We start from the raw sequence: 16,988 nt of genomic DNA, 5'->3' as shown, positions 1-16,988 counted from the left end.
AATTCGGTTGCAATCCGCTTTTTGCAGACACAACTTGTAACCGTTGCTGAATTTGAAGGACCGCATTGCATGACCACTGAACAAGACCGTGCAGCCCGCAAGAAGGCCATTATCGACCGGTTGATGTCGCTTGAAGCGCAAGAGCTTGCAACAGCGCAGGCGCATTACGACGCGTTTTTGAAAGATGCTCAATTGGACGACCGGGAAGGTCACGACAAGGATGACATTGCCGCATCGCGTGAGAACGCCGATCTGGCGGCTGCCTTTGACGCCCCGGTCCATGCGCATCATGCCAAGATTGACGTCATCGAAAACACCGATTTCAGTCTGACCGACACGGTCAAGCCGGGTGCCGTGATCAAGTTCAACAACCGCAGATTTGTCGTGTGTGTTTCGACGACGCGGTTCGAGGTGGACGGCAAGACCTATATGGGCATTTCAACCCAAAGCCCGATTTATCTGGCGATGGCAGGTCTGCAAAAGGGCGACGTCTTTACCCATAACGGCACCGAATTCGAGGTTCAGGACGTTCTGTAAAACGGGACGGGCAGCGCTGCGTCAGGCGTGGCGCTGCGGAACAACCTGTTGGGCGATGCCTGCGAAGGTCAGGTACAGGCTGGTGATGACCAGCCCCCAATGGGCCCAGCTTTCGGGGTGAAAATCGACCCAGGCGGCCCAACCCGCGAAGAACGTCCATGCCAGCGCCATCGGCAAGGTCAGGCTGCGCCAGCGCTCGGTGCGGACGGGATGAACGAATTTCAGTGGCAGAAACATGGCCAGCGACAGCAGCGTGACCAGCAGCAGGATGATCCAGAAATTCGGCTCCAGCGCGAAGATCACGATGACGAACATGTTCCAGCACCCGGGAAAGCCGGAAAAGGAATTGTCCTTGGTCTTCATGCGTGTATCCGCGAAATACATCGCACTGGCAAAGGTGATGACGATGATCGCGAACCATCCGGTCCAGCCGTCCATCAGCCCCGACTTGAACAGGGCAAAGGCCGGGATGAACACATAGGTCAGGTAATCGATAATCAGGTCCAGCAGAACGCCGTCGAACTCGGGCGCGTTGTGCTTGACGTGATAATGTCGCGCCAGCGGGCCATCGATACCGTCCACGATGAAAGACACGACCAGCCAAAGATACATAAGGCTCCATTTCTCTTCGACGGCAGCCAGCATGGCCAGCATGGCAAAAACAGCGCCTGTTGCAGTGAAGAGATGAACGGAAAGAGCTTTAAATCTGAGTGTCATGCAAGCGTCATGACCGATGCGCGTCCGAGATGCAAACCAAAAGCCCGGGTTTTCGAATGATGGGTAAGTCAGGCTTTGGGATGCGCGCGGTTGTAGACCTCCATCAACCGCGCTGTGTCCACTGCCGTATAGGTCTGCGTCGTCGACAAGGAGGCGTGGCCCAGAAGTTCCTGAATGGCACGCAGGTCGCCTCCGGCTGTAAGCAGGTGGGTGGCAAAGCTGTGCCGCATGGCGTGGGGCGTTGCAGTAGATGGCAGGCCCAATTGCATACGTGCCTTGGCCATGACCCCTTGGATCGCGCGCGGGTTCAGTGCCCCTCCTCGGACGCCGCGAAACAGGGCTTTGTCCTGTGCTTGTGGATGGGGACATAGCTTCAGGTATCTGTCGACCGCTTCCCGAGCCGCGGGAAGAACCGGTACGACCCGCTCTTTGTCGCCTTTGCCGACGATGCGCAGCGTGGCGGGCAAAGGTGCGTCCGAACCGGTCAGGGACAGTGCCTCGGATATGCGCAGTCCGCATCCATAAAGCAGCGTGACAACCGCGACGTCGCGGGCTGCGACCCAGTCCGACGTGGATTGCAGTTCCACTGTATCGATCATGGCGCGGGCTGCGTCTTCGGCCAGTGGACGGGGCAGTTTCTTGGTGAATTTTGGCGCGCGGGTGGACAGAACGGCGGTGGGCTCGAACCCCTCACGCTCTGCCAGCCAACGGTAGAAGCTTTTGACCGCCGACAGTTTGCGCGCCAAAGACCGCGCGCTGACATCTGCGCCGCGCTGATCCGCCATCCAGGCGCGCATATCCGACACCGTGATCCGTTCCAGCGCTTTCAGGCCATGCCGTTCGGCGTGATGCAGGGTCATGAACGACAGAAACTCGACGACATCGCCTCGATAGGCGTTTTGCGTGTTCTCGGATCGTCCGGCAAGTGCGCCCAGGCTGTCCAGCCAATGCTGAAGCGCGTCGCGGCAGGCGGGTGAGATCAGGCTCACGACAGCCAGTGGCGCATCGAGCGTTCGAATACGCCGGCAAAAAAGGCCAGAAGATCGGTGCCCAGCTGCGGAGTGAAATGCCGCGGGTCGCGGGCTGCCATGACGATCATGCCCGGAAGACGACCGGCCCCGAGGTCAAGCTTCAGGCAGGCCTCGGAACGAAGCTGATCGGCCTGTGACCCGAAAATGCGGCGGCTTGGCTGATGGATTTCCCGCAAGATCACGTCCCGTGCGGGGCCACCGCGATCAATGGTCAGATACCGGTCGATGAAGCCGGGTTCCGCGATCGTCAGGACACCACCCAGCGTGTCAATCGCAGGATCGTTCTGAACCACGGTGGTTTCCAGAACCAGCGTAACGCTGTCGACGCGCAGGATGTCCGCCACATCGGCGCCCAGCGTGCGCAGGAAATCTTCGAACTCGACAGGTTCCAGCAATCGCAGAATGGCGCGGTGGACCTGATTGGTGCCCGCAAGGTTTTCATAGGCCGCGGCGATGACGGAACGGTGGGTGTCTTCCAGACGATCCAGCCGGGCCTCGAGCCGTTGCATCGCAATGCCGCGCAGGTCAATCACGTTGTCGCCGCGTGCTTGCTCGTTGGCTGCGACAAGAGCCTGCATCAGGTCTTTGTCGTCCAGCACGACATCCGGCTCGGCCAGAATTGCCGCGCGGAGGTTATCCTCGAGTTTGGGATTGCTGCTCATGTTCCGTCCGGTCTTTTTTGTTGTCGCGGCTTATAACATGCCGGTCCGGATTTGCCTCGGAAAAAATGCACGCAAGGGTGGGTTTCCTTGCATGCTGTGGCGCAGGGGCTCCCGCCCGCCATGCCTGATCACAGATCAGGCATTTGGCCGTTGGGCCGGGCGCGGCGCCTTTCGGCACCGCGCGGTCGGGTCTGGGATCAGAGGATCTTCTGGCCGGTTTTGGCCCAGTCCGCGAGGAAGGTTTCCAGACCTTTGTCCGTCAACGGATGGTCGGCCAGCTTCTTGATGACGGCAGGCGGCGCAGTGATCACGTCGGCCCCGATGCGGGCGCTGTCGGTCACATGGTTGACGGTACGGATCGATGCGGCAAGAATTTCGGTCTCGAACCCGTAGTTGTCATAGACCTGACGGATGTCTGCGATCAGGTCCATGCCGTCGAGGTTGATATCGTCAAGCCGTCCGATGAATGGCGAGATGAATGTCGCGCCCGCCTTTGCAGCCAGAATCGCCTGATTGGTCGAGAAACAGAGGGTCACGTTGACCATCTGGCCTTCGTCGCTGAGCGTTTTGCAGGTTTTCAGGCCCGCCCATGTCAGCGGAACCTTCACGGCGATATTCGGCGCGATCTTGGCCAGCTTGCGGCCTTCGGCGATCATGTCGTCAGCTTCGGTAGCGACAACCTCTGCCGATACCGGGCCGTCGACCAGCTCACAAATTTCTTTGGTTACTTCCAGAATGTCGCGACCCGATTTCAGGATCAGCGAAGGGTTGGTGGTTACGCCGTCCACCATGCCCAGATCGTTCAGTTCGGCGATGGCGTCGATTTCGGCTGTGTCTACGAAGAATTTCATGAGGGCAGTCCTTTGATGGGTTGGCCTTGGTCGCGGATGGCTTTACCTCAAAGAGACCCCTGCTGGAACCCCCTGCGAAGGACATGCCGTGAGCGCTAACGGATTTTTCGACCAAGGAGAGCTGGTTGCGGTGCTGACAACGCAGCCGCTTGACCGGACGCTGGATTACAAAGCGCCCGAAGGCGGGTGCGTTCTGGGCGCGTTTGTCGAGGTTCCTTTGGGCCCGCGCAAGGTGCTGGGGGTGGTCTGGGGGCCAGGGCAGGGTGGTTTTGATCTGAGCAAGGCGCGGTCGGTGATCCGGGTTCTCGAAGTTGCTCCGATGCGTGAAGAAATGCGGGTGTTTCTGGAGAAGGTTGCCGATTACACTCTGACGCCAATGCCTGCGATGCTGCGTCTGGCGACGCGGGCACCGGGCCTGGGTGATCCGCCGTCTATGCGCAAGGTCTACCGGCTGGGGGATACTGAACCTGACCGAATGACCGATGCCCGGAACCGGGTTCTGGAGGTATTGCGGGATTATGGCGGGCTGGCCTTTACCTTGAAGGAACTCGCCGAACAGGCAGGTGTAACGTCATCTGTTGTCAAGGGGTTGGTCAAACAAGGCGCCGTGCGCGAAGAGGACAGCCCGCGCGACCTGCCTTATCCGCATCTTGATCCGGACCTGCCCGGGAAAGACCTGACCGCTGATCAGGCAGCGGCGGTCAAACGGCTTCAGGCCGGGCAGCGGACAGGCGATTACGGCACCACGCTGCTGAAAGGCGTTACCGGTTCCGGCAAGACCGAGGTCTATTTAGAGGCCGTGGCCGAGGCGTTGCGCATGGGGCGGCAGGCCTTGGTTCTGCTTCCCGAGATTGCCCTGACCGCAGAATTTCTGACCCGGGTCGAGGCGCGGTTCGGTGCGCGCCCGGCGGAATGGCATTCCGGCGCGACCATGACGGAACGGCGCCGGGTCTGGCGGATGGTCGGACAGGGGAATGCGCAACTGGTTGTGGGCGCCCGGTCGGCGCTGTTTCTGCCATTCCGCGATCTGGGGCTGGTGGTGGTCGATGAAGAACACGACACGTCCTACAAACAGGAAGACGGCGTGCATTACAGCGCACGCGACATGGCAGTTCTGCGCTCGGCGATCTGTGGCGCCCGGGTGATTCTGGCCAGCGCGACGCCTTCGCTGGAAAGCTGGGCCAATGCCGAGGCCGGCAAATATGAACGGCTCGACCTGACCTCGCGCTTTGGAGCGGCGGTATTGCCCGAGATGAAGCCCATCGACATGCGGGCCGAACAGATGACTCCCGGAACGTGGGTTTCTCCGTCTTTGCGGCAAGCGGTGCAGCAGCGGATCGAAAAAGGCGAACAATCGCTATTGTTCATCAACCGCCGTGGCTATGCGCCGGTCACGTTGTGCCGGGCCTGCGGTGAGCAGATCGCCTGTGATCAGTGCGATGCACGCATGGTCGAGCATCGGTTTCTCAAGCGATTGATGTGCCACCAATGCGGTGAAACCAAGCCGATGCCCGAAGCCTGCCCCTCCTGTGGTGTGGAAGGCAAGCTGGCCCCGGTCGGGCCGGGGATAGAACGGCTGGCGGAAGAAGCCGAGGCGACCTTCCCAGAGGCAAACATCGCGATGCTGAGCTCTGATCTGTTCGGTTCGGCGCGGGCCTTGAAGGCCAAGATTGAAGAGATCGCCGCCGGGGATGCCGACATTATCATCGGTACGCAGCTGGTGGCCAAGGGCCACAACTTTCCCAAACTCACATTGGTCGGTGTGATCGACGCTGACCTTTCCCTGCATGGCGCGGACCTGCGCGCGGCTGAGCGTACGTTTCAATTGATGCGGCAAGTGGCCGGGCGCGCGGGACGGGCGGACAAGCCGGGGCAGGCGTTGTTGCAGACATTTCAACCGGAACACCCGGTGATCCGGGCCATCCTGTCGGGTGACGAGGAAGGGTTCTGGAAAGCCGAGGCAGCGGGTCGGCAGGCGGCAGGCGTGCCGCCCTATGGTCGCATGGCCGGGATCGTGTTGTCGGGCCCCGAGGTCGGGCCGGTTTTCGATATCGGCAATGCAATGGCGCGCAACGATACACCTTTGACGCAGATCGGCGCTCAGGTCTTTGGCCCGGCGCCGGCACCCATCGCACGTATACGTGGCCGCCACAGAGTACGCTTGTTGGTGAAAGCCCCGAAAGGGGCGCCGATTCAGGATGCCATTGCCCGCTGGATCGCCCCATTGCGTCTGAAGGGTGATATCCGTCTGACCGTCGATATTGACCCACAGAATTTTTATTGACCTCTGCATCTGTGCAGGGTGATTGTGCGCAGACCGCTTCCCTCTCGCCAAAGCGGTGAAATGGGCGTAGAGGGGGCTCATGCTGAAACCCATGCCCCTTGCCGAGGCTAAGAGCCTGCCGTTCTGGCGCCGCCCCATCACGCTGTTGTTCATGATGGCGCTGACCATGCCCATTGCGTTCAACGCATGGAGCGCGCTGCTGAACAACTTCGTTATTGAGGTGGCGAATTTTGATGGCGCGGATATCGGTCTGCTGCATACCGTGCGCGAGATTCCGGGGTTTCTGGCGGTTGGCGTGATTGCCGTCATCATTTTCATTCGCGAGCAGGTGCTGGCGATGATCTCTCTGATGATGCTTGGTGTCGCAACGGCGGTGACCGCCTGGTTCCCCAGCCTGGGCGGGTTGCTTTTCGTGACCTTGTTCAGCTCGATCGGGTTCCATTACTACGAGACCGTGAACCAGTCGCTTCAATTGCAGTGGCTGCCCAAGGATCGTGCTCCGCAGGTGCTGGGATGGCTGGTTGCGATGGGATCGGCGGCGACCATGGTGGTGTATGGGCTGATCGTACTGACCTGGGATCGCTTTGATCTGTCCTACAACTTTGTATTCATGGCGTCGGGTGGTGTTACGGCTGCGCTGGCCCTGTTCTGTCTGTTCGCCTATCCGCAATTCGATGCGCCCACGCCGCAGACCAAGAAGCTGATCCTGCGCCGCCGGTATTGGCTGTATTATGCGTTGCAGTTCATGGCAGGCGCGCGACGGCAGATATTTGTCGTCTTTGCCGGGTTCATGATGGTCGAGAAATTCGGCTTTGAAGTGCATGAGCTCACCAGCCTTTACCTGATCAACCTGATGATCAACATGATGGCCGCCCCATTGCTGGGAAAGGCGGTTGCAAAGTTCGGTGAGCGGCGCACGCTGATATTCGAATACACCGGTCTGGCCATCGTGTTCGCAGCCTATGGCGGCATCTATTGGTTCGGCTGGGGTGTTCTGCTTGCGGCGACCCTTTATGTGATCGACCACGTGCTGTTTGCGCTGGCTTTGGCGTTGAAAACCTATTTCCAGAAAATCGCCGACCCTGCCGATATCGCGCCGACCGCTGCGGTGGCCTTCACGATCAATCATATTGCGGCGGTGTTTTTGCCCGCTTTGCTTGGCCTGCTTTGGGTCGTGTCGCCGGGCGCCGTGTTTGGCCTGGCCACGGCGATGGCGATCGTTTCGCTGCTGCTGTCCCTGTTGATCCCGCGTCACCCCGAGCCGGGCAACGAAACCATCCTGACCAAATACGCCCCCGCCCCTGCGGAATAGGCCTCGGCGCTTGACCTTGACGGCGCGGCGTCCTAGGCGCGGTGTCAATCGAGACAGGAGGCCCCAATGCCCACATTCACCGCACTGACGACGCTGACAGGTAAGAAGGCCGCCGAAGGTCTGGGCGAGGCGATGGAACGTCTGGAGCCGGAACCAACCGGCGTTGGTGTGTTCGAGGTCGAAGACGGATCCGGCCTGTGGGAGGTCGGCGGATATTTCACCGAAGCCCCGGACGAAACCGCACTGGCGGTTTTGGCCGCGGCATTCGACGCCAAACCGTTTGTTGTTTCAGAGCTGCCGGAAACCGACTGGGTTGCGCATGTGCGACGCGAGCTTGCGCCCGTCGAGGCGGGGCGTTTCTTTGTCTATGGAAGCCATGATGCCGACAAGCTGCCCGAAGGCCGCATCCCTTTGCTGATCGAGGCCGCAATGGCCTTTGGCACCGGCCACCATGGTACGACGTTGGGTTGCCTCAAGGCCTTTGACAGATTGCTGGACGAAGGCTTCACCGCGACGAAAGTGGCGGATATCGGCTGCGGCACCGCCGTTCTGGCCATGGCCGCAGCCCGGGTCTGGGACGGTGACATCATTGCCAGCGACATTGATGAAGTGGCCGTTGACGTGGCCGAAGCCAACCTCAAGGCGAACGGGATGTCCGGTGCCGTGCAGTGCGTGGAAGCCGCGGGTTTCGATCACCCCGATCTCAGGGCTCACGCGCCCTACGACCTGATCTTTGCCAATATTCTCAAAGGTCCTCTGGTCGCCCTCTCGCCGGAAATCGCGGCGAATCTGCGTCCCGGAGGGTATGCAATCCTGTCGGGGATCCTCAACGAACAGGCCGATGATGTGGTGTCCGTTTATTCTCAAAATGAGTTCAATCTTGCTCATAGGGATGAGATTGGTGAGTGGACGACCCTAATCTTAATGAAACAGGGCGCAAACTAGGCCATTTGCAGGAGTTTTGTGGAATTTTGCCACGTTTTTGTCGTAATCTCTTTTTACCGTTTTCTGACTGAAGTCGAGGGGGGCGGTTTTTGGAGGCTGCCATGACGGGTAAACAACTGGAGTTCACTCAGCGCGTTAATCGCCTGAACAAAAAACATCAAAAGATGAGCCGTGGCTATCGCGCGACGATGCGCAGGGATGGTCTGGTCGTCATGAAACCGCAGCGGGTAAGCTCGGCAGTGCCGGCCAGGGTGCTGTTGCTTACGCTGTTGGGTGTCATAGCGTTCAAAGCGTTTCTTTTGTCCAGCCTTGGCCCGACCGGATACCAATACCGGATCGACAGTTTGAACGAAGGCACATCGGTCGAAAAAGCAGGTGCCTGGGTGATGCAGATCGACCCGGTGTCGCAGGCGATTGCCGCCCAACTCAACAAGATTATGTACTGAATCTCGGTTTTCGGAAAAAAACACCGCGTGCCTGGGGCGCGCGGTGTTTCTGTTTGCCTCTCAAGGGAGGAAGTAGGGGCGAATGCGAGTGGTGGTCGGTATTACCGGCGACCTTGAGCGATGGCGTCGATGTCGCCACGGCACAGGCCGATATCTTCCAGTTCACGATCGCTCAGACCGGTCAGCGCGTTGCGGGTAACGCGGGCGTCATTCCATTCGACGGCGGCGTTCACGGCCGATACGAAAAATGCGCCGATACGGCCAACGAGGCCGAACGAGCCAGTGGAGGCGAAGCGGGTGGTGTCCAGTGCAGCCATATCCTGTTTCCTTCTGGTTGGTGTTCACTTTGCAGTCTTGCGATCTGCCCGGCATCTAGTGCCGCCAAATCACCTGCACAAGTTCAGTTTTTGCATGTGTCCTATGCGTTTCCTGCAATGCTCGAAAAGGCTGAAATCCCCTTAAAAAATTGGTGAAAACGCGTTCACAAAAGTGTCGAATTCAGACTTTTTGAAGTCGCAAATGGCGCGTTGAGTCGCCCATGGGACAGGTGTGTCGTTTTCAGGCCTTGGGTCAATTCGCTTGGAAAATGTTCACGCTTCGTGCTAGGCGTTGGAAAAAGATCACAGAACCCGAGCAGGCCGAGGCAAAACATGCGAATTCTGGGCATTGATCCGGGGCTTAGGACCCTGGGGTGGGGCGTCATCGAATCAAATGGCAGCCGCCTGAGCCATGTGGCCAACGGTTTGTGCAAGTCGGATGGGGATGATCTGGGTGAGCGGCTGTTGTCTCTTCACAACCAGATTGTCGAAGTCATCGCCGATCACCGACCGGACCAGGCGGCCATCGAACAGACCTTTGTGAACAAGGATGGCGCCGGTACGCTCAAACTGGGCCAGGCGCGGGGTGTTGCGCTGCTGACGCTGGCACAGGCCGGATTGCCGGTGGGGGAATACGCACCCAACCGCGTCAAAAAGACCGTGGTTGGTGTGGGTCATGCCGAGAAAGAGCAGGTGCTGCACATGGTCAAACTGCAATTGCCCGGATGTCAGCCCAAAGGGCCGGATGCGGCAGATGCTCTGGCGATTGCGATCTGCCATGCCTATTACGGCAAGACGCAACAGGTGCGTGTGAAAGAGGTGCGGGCATGATTGGCAAACTGACAGGTCGCTTGGACTACCGCGCGGCGGATCACGTGCTGATCGATGTGCGTGGCGTTGGCTACATCGTCTATTGCTCTGATCGGACCATGGCCGCACTGCCGGGTGTGGGCGAGGCGGTTTCGATCTATACGGACATGGTCGTGCGCGAGGACCTGATGCAGCTTTATGGCTTTCTCTCGCTGGTCGAGAAGGAATGGCACCGCCTTTTGTGCTCGGTTCAGGGGGTCGGAGCGAAAGTCTCTCTGGCGATCCTCAGCGCGCTGGGGCCGGACGGTGTCAGCCGCGCAATCGCACTGGGAGATTGGGCGGCGGTCAAGGCGGCGAAAGGCGTCGGGCCGAAAACGGCGCAGCGGATTGTTCTGGATCTCAAGGACAAGGCGCCGGGCGTCATGGCCATGGGCGGCACGGTGACCGATGCGATGGATGGCCCTTCGATCGAAGTTGTCGAGCCTGTCGAGGCAGCGTCTGCTCCGAAGCGAACGCAAAAACCGGCCTCCGGGGCCGCTGCGGCATCAGCTGGTGCGCTGTCAGCCTTGTCCAATCTGGGTTATGGGCCGTCGGATGCAGCAGCCGCGGTTGCCGAGGCGGCCGCCAACAACCCGGATGCAGACGAAGCGGGTTTGATCCGTGCTGCCCTGCAATTGCTGGCTCCGAAAGGCTGAATGAATGGTAGACGCTGATCCCACTGTGCGCCCGGACCCATTGCCCGAGGACAATGACCGCGCATTGCGCCCGCAGGGCTTGGATGAGTTCATCGGTCAGGCCGAGGCACGCGCCAATCTGCGCATCTTCATCCAATCTGCCCGCCAGCGGGGCGAGGCGATGGATCACACGTTGTTCCATGGCCCTCCGGGGTTGGGCAAGACGACGCTGGCGCAGATCATGGCGCGTGAACTGGGGGTGAATTTTCGTATGACGTCGGGGCCGGTTCTGGCGAAAGCGGGTGATCTGGCTGCGATCCTGACCAATCTCGAAGCACGTGATGTCCTGTTCATCGACGAAATCCACCGCCTGAACCCGGCGGTGGAAGAGGTGCTTTACCCCGCGATGGAAGATTTCGAGCTTGATCTGGTGATCGGCGAGGGGCCCGCTGCGCGAACCGTACGGATCGAGTTGCAACCCTTCACGCTTGTCGGGGCCACGACGCGCATGGGTTTGCTGACCACACCTTTGCGCGACCGGTTTGGTATTCCGACCCGGTTGCAGTTCTACACCGTGGACGAGCTGCATGAGATCGTAACCCGAAACGCGCGGAAACTCGGCGCTCCGGCGGATGATGAGGGCGCACGCGAGATTGCGCGCAGGTCACGCGGGACACCGCGCATCGCCGGACGTCTGCTGCGCCGGGTGGTGGATTTCGCCATTGTCGAAGGGGATGGGCGGATCACGCGCGGTCTTGCGGATGGCGCACTGACGCGCCTGGGTGTAGACAAACTGGGGCTGGATGGCGCCGACCGGCGTTATCTGAAACTGATCGCCGAAAACTATGCCGGCGGGCCGGTTGGAATTGAGACCTTGTCGGCGGCGCTATCGGAAAGCCGGGACTCGCTGGAAGAAGTGATCGAGCCCTATCTGTTGCAACAGGGGTTGATCCAGCGAACACCGCGTGGGCGGATGTTGGCGCAGAAGGCCTGGACGCATTTGGGAATGGCTGCGCCCAAGCGGCAGAGCGATCTGTTTGGTTGAAGCTTGCGCTTGGAAAATTTATGCCTTCGGCGAGAGAATTTTCGAAAAGATGAAGGGCGGGGCGTGACACCGGAAGAGATTGAGGCGCTGTTCACGCGCGAAAGCGGTGAGTTTCTGTTTGCGCGTTGGGGGCGGCCGATCGTGCCGATTGTGTTTGGTGTTGAAGATCAAACGCTGTCCACTGTGAAGGGTGCCTTCGAGGCGGTTGTCACCTTGGCCGGTCACAAAATGGCCGAAACCGACCCCGAGCTTGGTGCCAACTGCATGATCTTCTTCTTTCGGGATTGGCAAGAGCTGCTGGACGTGCCGGATCTTGATCGTCTGATTCCCGAACTGGCACCGTTGGTCGGGCGCTTGGTTGAAGCGGATGCAAACCAGTACCGCGTTTTCCGGTTCGAAGAAGATGGCGCGATCCGAGCGGCTTTTGTTTTTCTGCGCATGGACACTCAGTTGTCCAAGATACCGGCGGAAACGCTGGCGCTGAGCCAGGTGGTGCAGACCATCCTGCTTTGGTCCGATGCTGCGTTTCGGACGCAATCTCCGCTGGCTGTGGCAGGTGAAACGACGATCCTGCGCCCCGATATTGCTGCGTTGATTCGGGCGGCCTATGATCCGGTTTTGCCGGGTTCTGCGCAGGATGCGTCTCATGCGCTCAGGTTGTTTGCCCGGCTGGAGCCACTGCAATGAAACATACCTATCCGGTTCGCGTATACTATGAAGACACCGACATGGGCGGCGTCGTCTATCACGCGAACTATCTGCGGTATATCGAACGTGCGCGTTCGGATTGGGTACGCAATCTGGGCAATGACCAGAACGCGATGCGGGAAGAGGGCATTGTGTGGGTCGTGCGGCGGGTCGAGGCCGATTACCTTGCGCCCGCCAGGTTTGATGACGAGTTGATCGTTGAAACCGAAGTCACGGAAATCTCGGGTGTGCGGCTGACCATGGCGCAGCTGGTCCGGCGTGGCGAGACCGAGATTTTTCGCGCCTCGGTCACAGCCGTTTGCATCAACAAGGACGGCAGGCCGATCCGGCTTCCGGCAGAGATTCGCGCATTGATGTAACAATTTGCGTCTCAGGGGTGGTTCTGTTGGCATTTCAGCCCCAACTGCGTTAGCGTTTGGCAAAACAAGGCCAAACAAACGGCCGTCAGGCAAAACAAAGAGCAGGTTCATGGAAGCTGAAACGCTGGCGCTGGCGCAGGAGATCGATTTCTCCATGTGGGGGCTGTATGCCCGCGCGACCTTTATCGTCAAATTGGTGATGTTGATGCTGATCGGCGCATCCATCTGGTCCTGGGGCATCATCATCCAGAAGCTGATCAATTACCGCGCGGCCCGTCGCGAGGCGCAGGCATTTGACGAGAGCTTTTGGTCCGGCAACCCTTTGGACGAGTTGTTTGAGCAGATCGGAACCCAGCCGGATGGCAGTTCTGAAAAGATTTTTGCTGCCGGAATGATCGAATGGCGCAGGTCGCACCGAAATGACGGGGGATTGATTGCCGGAGCGACCGCGCGGATAGACCGGTCCATGGATGTGGCCATTGCGAAAGAGGCAGAGACCTTGCAGAAAGGTCTGCCCATTCTGGCCACGGTTGGATCGACTGCGCCGTTCATCGGCCTGTTTGGGACCGTCTGGGGCATCATGAATGCCTTTATCGAAATCGCAGAGCAGCAGAATACCAACCTGGCGGTCGTGGCCCCGGGTATTGCCGAGGCCCTCATGGCGACGGGGCTGGGCCTTCTGGCGGCGATCCCGGCAGTAATTTTTTACAACAAGCTCAGTGCAGACTGTGACCGCATCGTGGGCGGGTACGAAGCCTTTGCCGATGAATTCGCCACCATCCTGTCGCGCCAGTTGGACAGCTGAAAATGGGCGCGGCGGTTCAGCAATCCTCGGGTGGAAACGGGCGCAGACGCGGTCGACGTCGCGGTCGCGCGCAACCCATGGCCGAGATCAACGTGACCCCGTTTGTGGATGTCATGCTGGTTTTGCTGATTATCTTCATGGTGGCCGCGCCACTGCTGACCGTCGGTGTTCCGGTGGATCTGCCCAAGACCGCTGCCAGTGCTTTGCCCGGTGACAATGAAGAACCGTTGACCGTGACCCTGACGGCAGATGGACAGGTGCAAATTCAAACAACTGACGTGTTGCGCGAAGAGCTGATCGGCAAACTGCGGGCCATCGCCGCAGAGCGGAGCAGTGACCGGGTTTTCCTGCGCGCCGATGGCGCGATTCCTTACGCGCAGGTCATGCAGGTCATGGGTGCGCTGAACGCAGGCGGGTTTTCCAACGTTGGGCTTGTGACCGATACGGGCGGGCCGACGCTGGATGAAGGTGGAGAGTGAGGCCGCACGGTGGATACCGGCACCAAGATTTCGGCGATTGCGCATGTCAGCCTGATCGGAGCGGCGCTGTTCGGCGGCACCTTCCGGTCCGAGCCGTTGCCGATGGCCGTACAGGATGTGACCGTGATCACCGCTGAACAATTCGCGGCCATGACGGCGCAGCGGGATGCGCCTGCGATCCCGGAGGTGCCGACGGCATTGCAACAGCCGCCCGAACCACAGGCTGAGACCAAGCCGCCAGAACCTGTGGTCGAGGAACAGCCGCGCCCTGAACCCGTCGTGCCCGCCGAACCCGAACCTGAGCCCGCTCCTGTTATCGTCGAAGCGCCGCCGGAACCGGACGTGCCGGATGAACCGCCAACATTGATAGAGCCCGAGGTCGAACCTGTTGCACAGCCTGTGCCACCAGGGCCCGAGGCGCAGCCGCGCCCGTCGGATCGTGTCGCCCCCGAGGCCATAGCGCCACCACCGCCCGAGGCAAAACCGGATGATTTCGAAACGCCGCCGGTGTCTCTGGACGAAGGCGCCGAGGTTCAGCAGGAACAACAGGATCAGACTGCGCCGGAAGAAGCGGCCCCCGAAATCGTGACCGAGGCAGAGGAAACCAAAGAGCAGTCTCCGCTTACGTCACCGCGACCGCGGGTGCGTCCGAACCGCCCAAGCCCACCGCCCGAACCTGTTGTGGCGCAGACGCCGGAAGCGGCGCCTGAACCTGACGCGCAAGCCGACGAGGCCGCGATCAATGACGCTCTGGCCGAAGCCTTGGGCGGCGGAACCGAGCCTTCCGGCCCACCGCTGACCAGCGGCGAGAAGGACGCGATGCGATTGGCCGTGTCCAAATGCTGGAACGTGGGCTCTTTGTCTACGGATGCGCTAAGCACCGTGGTCGTTGTAGCTTTTTCGCTGAACCGTGATGGTACGGTTGTGGATGGCAGCATTCGGATGCTGGACAGTTCTGGTGGGTCTGCTGGCGCGGCCAATCAGGCCTATCAGGCCGCCCGGCGCGCGATTTTGCGCTGCGGGGCCAGAGGATATGACTTGCCTGCTGACAAATACGCTCATTGGCAGGATGTTGAGATTACATTCAATCCCGAGAGGATGCGGATCAAATGATGAAACTTCTGACCAGCCTCTTTGTCGGCCTGACGCTGATGTCTGCGCCGGTTCTTGCACAGAACGGTCCCCTGCGACTGGAGTTGGACCAAGGCATTATCGAACCCTTGCCCTTTGCGGTACCGAACTTTGTCCCCGATGGCCCGTCAGCGTCGCAATATGCACAGGACATCTCGCGCGTGGTGGCAGCTGATCTGACGGGAACGGGGTTGTTCCGCGAGATCTCTTCGGATGCCTTCATCAGTCGGGTCAGCAGCTTTGAGGCTCCGGTTCAGTTTGCCGATTGGAAAGCGATCAATGCGGATGCGCTGATCACGGGGGCGGTCAATGTTTCGGGCAAGAACCTTACGGTTCGGTTCCGGGTCTGGGATGTGTTTTCGGGTCAGGAACTGGGCAATGGGTTGCAACTGGCGGGTACCACCGAAGGTTGGCGGCGTATGGCGCATAAGGTGGCGGACCAAGTTTATAGCCGGATCACAGGTGAGGGCGGGTATTTCGACAGCCGTGTGGCCTTCGTTTCGGAAAGCGGGCCGAAAAACCAGCGCCTGAAGCGACTGGCGATCATGGATTATGACGGGGCGAATGTGCAGTACATGACTGACAGTGCCGCAATCGTTCTGGCGCCGCGTTTTTCGCCTACCGGCGATCGTTTGCTTTACACCAGCTATGAAAGCGGCAGCCCGCGCATCTATGTTCTGGACGTGGGCCGCGTAAAACGGCAGGAGCTGAAGACGCAGGACGGAACCATGAGTTTTTCGCCCCGCTTTTCGCCAGATGGCCGGTCGATCGTGTATTCTCTGATTCAAGGCGGAAACACGGATCTGTGGAAAATGGATCTGGCCTCGGGGAAAAGCACCCGTCTGACCAACACTCCGGCGATTGAAACCGCACCCAGCTATTCGCCGGATGGCAGCCGGATCGTGTTTGAAAGCGACCGTTCTGGTACGCCGCAGCTTTACGTTATGCCCGCGAATGGCGGCGAGGCAACGCGGATCAGCTTTGGCGCAGGTCGTTACGGCACGCCGGTATGGTCGCCGCGCGGCGATCTGATTGCCTTTACCAAGCAAAATCAGGGCCGCTTCCACATTGGGGTGATGCGCACGGACGGATCAGAGGAACGCTTGTTGACCGCCTCGTTTCTGGATGAAGGCCCAACCTGGTCGCCCAATGGCCGCGTCATCATGTTCACCCGTGAAACGCAGGGTGCCAGTGGCCGGGCCTCGTTGTACTCGGTGGACATCTCGGGTCGCAACCTGCGCCCTGTGCGCACCCCGGATGGCGGCAGTGATCCGTCATGGGGCCCACTACAGAATTGATCGCAGCAAAGTTCACAACGAATCGTCGCTGTGATAGACAGGCGGCAATAATCAAAACACGAGGCACTTGAAATGAATGTATTGAGCAAAGTCCTGGCGTTGGGCGCGCTGAGTGTGATCGCCGCCTGTACGAACAATGACCCATCCGCATTGGGCGGTGCCGGTGGCACTGGCGCGATCGTACCGGGCTCGCCCAGTGACCCGCGTTCGCCTGCGTATTTCCAGCAGACCGTCGGGGATCGTGTTCTGTTCGCAGTGGACCAGTCGACCCTGACACCACAGGCGCAGACCGTGTTGCAAGGGCAAGCAGACTGGCTTCTGGCCAATCCGGATTTCGTTGCCACGATCGAAGGTCACGCGGACGAGCAGGGCACCCGCGAATACAACCTTGCGCTGGGTGCGCGTCGCGCAAATGCCGCTCGGGAGTATCTGATTTCGCGCGGTGTTGCAGGCAACCGTCTCAAAACCGTCAGCTACGGCAAGGAGCGCCCGATTGAGATTTGCAGCACCGAGGAGTGCTATTCCAAAAACCGCCGCGCAGTGACGGTGCTGACCGGATCAACGCTGGGGTAAGACG

20 protein-coding genes are annotated in these 16,988 nt (G+C 59.9%); 15 read left to right on the top strand and 5 right to left on the bottom strand.

From position 1 onward, the window contains the following. Positions 1-69 precede the first annotated feature (69 nt). Positions 70-537 (top strand): hypothetical protein, encoded by a 468-nt coding sequence (locus AC2FFD_RS08440; protein WP_170344958.1) that lies wholly within the window; start codon positions 70-72, stop codon positions 535-537. Between the two features lie 21 nt (positions 538-558). Here AC2FFD_RS08440 and AC2FFD_RS08435 read toward each other — a convergent pair whose 3' ends face one another. The 4 genes from AC2FFD_RS08435 to fsa form a co-directional block, all read right to left on the bottom strand. Then, positions 559-1,254 (bottom strand): CDP-alcohol phosphatidyltransferase family protein, encoded by a 696-nt coding sequence (locus AC2FFD_RS08435; RefSeq protein WP_170344959.1) that lies wholly within the window; start codon positions 1,252-1,254, stop codon positions 559-561. A gap of 68 nt (positions 1,255-1,322) precedes the next feature. After that, entirely contained in the window at positions 1,323-2,243 is a 921-nt protein-coding gene (locus tag AC2FFD_RS08430) for a tyrosine recombinase XerC (protein ID WP_257600206.1), read from the bottom strand. Then, entirely contained in the window at positions 2,240-2,947 is a 708-nt protein-coding gene (locus AC2FFD_RS08425; protein ID WP_170344961.1) for a DUF484 family protein, read from the bottom strand. Before AC2FFD_RS08425 ends, AC2FFD_RS08430 begins: the two co-directional genes overlap by 4 nt. A 197-nt stretch (positions 2,948-3,144) precedes the next feature. Then, entirely contained in the window at positions 3,145-3,798 is a 654-nt protein-coding gene (gene fsa, locus AC2FFD_RS08420; protein WP_117869747.1) for a fructose-6-phosphate aldolase, read from the bottom strand. An 88-nt stretch (positions 3,799-3,886) separates the two neighbouring features. Between fsa and AC2FFD_RS08415 the strand changes: the two genes are divergently transcribed. From AC2FFD_RS08415 to AC2FFD_RS08400, 4 genes are all read left to right on the top strand, one after another. Continuing rightward, positions 3,887-6,082 carry a primosomal protein N' gene (locus tag AC2FFD_RS08415; RefSeq protein WP_496872816.1) on the top strand — a complete coding sequence of 732 codons (2,196 nt, stop codon included), beginning with the start codon at positions 3,887-3,889 and terminating at the stop codon, positions 6,080-6,082. Between the two features lie 79 nt (positions 6,083-6,161). Beyond that, positions 6,162-7,394 (top strand): MFS transporter, encoded by a 1,233-nt coding sequence (locus AC2FFD_RS08410; protein WP_480685354.1) that lies wholly within the window; start codon positions 6,162-6,164, stop codon positions 7,392-7,394. Positions 7,395-7,460: 66 nt separating this feature from the next. Further along, complete coding sequence (locus AC2FFD_RS08405; RefSeq protein WP_425079796.1) at positions 7,461-8,339, top strand: 50S ribosomal protein L11 methyltransferase; 879 nt, start codon at positions 7,461-7,463, stop codon at positions 8,337-8,339. 101 nt (positions 8,340-8,440) lie between these two features. Further along, on the top strand, positions 8,441-8,785 hold the full coding sequence (locus tag AC2FFD_RS08400) for a hypothetical protein (protein WP_257600209.1): 345 nt from the start codon (positions 8,441-8,443) through the stop codon (positions 8,783-8,785). Positions 8,786-8,886: 101 nt separating this feature from the next. Here the strand turns inward: AC2FFD_RS08400 and AC2FFD_RS08395 are convergent, their stop codons facing one another. Next, positions 8,887-9,102 (bottom strand): DUF1127 domain-containing protein, encoded by a 216-nt coding sequence (locus tag AC2FFD_RS08395; RefSeq protein ID WP_170344966.1) that lies wholly within the window; start codon positions 9,100-9,102, stop codon positions 8,887-8,889. Positions 9,103-9,435: 333 nt separating this feature from the next. Here AC2FFD_RS08395 and ruvC point away from each other — a divergent pair, with 333 nt between their 5' ends. The 10 genes from ruvC to pal all read left to right on the top strand — a co-directional run bounded on the left by ruvC (position 9,436) and on the right by pal (position 16,984). Continuing rightward, entirely contained in the window at positions 9,436-9,933 is a 498-nt protein-coding gene (ruvC, locus tag AC2FFD_RS08390; protein WP_170344967.1) for a crossover junction endodeoxyribonuclease RuvC, read from the top strand. Continuing rightward, complete coding sequence (gene ruvA / locus AC2FFD_RS08385) at positions 9,930-10,607, top strand: Holliday junction branch migration protein RuvA (RefSeq protein WP_496872815.1); 678 nt, start codon at positions 9,930-9,932, stop codon at positions 10,605-10,607. Before ruvC ends, ruvA begins: the two co-directional genes overlap by 4 nt. A gap of 4 nt (positions 10,608-10,611) precedes the next feature. Further along, positions 10,612-11,631 carry a Holliday junction branch migration DNA helicase RuvB gene (gene ruvB, locus AC2FFD_RS08380; protein ID WP_171117487.1) on the top strand — a complete coding sequence of 340 codons (1,020 nt, stop codon included), beginning with the start codon at positions 10,612-10,614 and terminating at the stop codon, positions 11,629-11,631. A gap of 63 nt (positions 11,632-11,694) precedes the next feature. Next, positions 11,695-12,318 (top strand): hypothetical protein, encoded by a 624-nt coding sequence (locus AC2FFD_RS08375; protein WP_496872814.1) that lies wholly within the window; start codon positions 11,695-11,697, stop codon positions 12,316-12,318. Next, the gene (gene ybgC / locus AC2FFD_RS08370; RefSeq protein ID WP_170344971.1) at positions 12,315-12,698 is read left to right on the top strand and encodes a tol-pal system-associated acyl-CoA thioesterase; all 384 of its coding nucleotides are present in this window, start codon (positions 12,315-12,317) and stop codon (positions 12,696-12,698) included. Before AC2FFD_RS08375 ends, ybgC begins: the two co-directional genes overlap by 4 nt. A gap of 109 nt (positions 12,699-12,807) precedes the next feature. After that, entirely contained in the window at positions 12,808-13,503 is a 696-nt protein-coding gene (gene tolQ / locus AC2FFD_RS08365) for a protein TolQ (protein WP_170344972.1), read from the top strand. Positions 13,504-13,505: 2 nt separating this feature from the next. Further along, positions 13,506-13,982, top strand: coding sequence for a protein TolR (tolR, locus tag AC2FFD_RS08360; RefSeq protein WP_496872813.1), 477 nt, complete (start codon positions 13,506-13,508; stop codon positions 13,980-13,982). Positions 13,983-13,991: 9 nt separating this feature from the next. After that, positions 13,992-15,095 (top strand): cell envelope integrity protein TolA, encoded by a 1,104-nt coding sequence (gene tolA / locus AC2FFD_RS08355; protein WP_170344973.1) that lies wholly within the window; start codon positions 13,992-13,994, stop codon positions 15,093-15,095. Then, the gene (gene tolB, locus AC2FFD_RS08350) at positions 15,092-16,411 is read left to right on the top strand and encodes a Tol-Pal system beta propeller repeat protein TolB (RefSeq protein WP_170344974.1); all 1,320 of its coding nucleotides are present in this window, start codon (positions 15,092-15,094) and stop codon (positions 16,409-16,411) included. Before tolA ends, tolB begins: the two co-directional genes overlap by 4 nt. A 72-nt stretch (positions 16,412-16,483) precedes the next feature. Beyond that, positions 16,484-16,984: a peptidoglycan-associated lipoprotein Pal gene (gene pal, locus AC2FFD_RS08345; protein ID WP_170344975.1), complete on the top strand. Its 501-nt coding sequence runs from the start codon at positions 16,484-16,486 to the stop codon at positions 16,982-16,984. The last annotated feature ends 4 nt before the right edge of the window (positions 16,985-16,988 follow it).

Source organism: Ruegeria sp. YTSC002, assembly GCF_059609845.1.
Note: the sequence above shows the minus strand (reverse complement) of the source record. Positions and strands in the feature narration are given on the sequence as shown.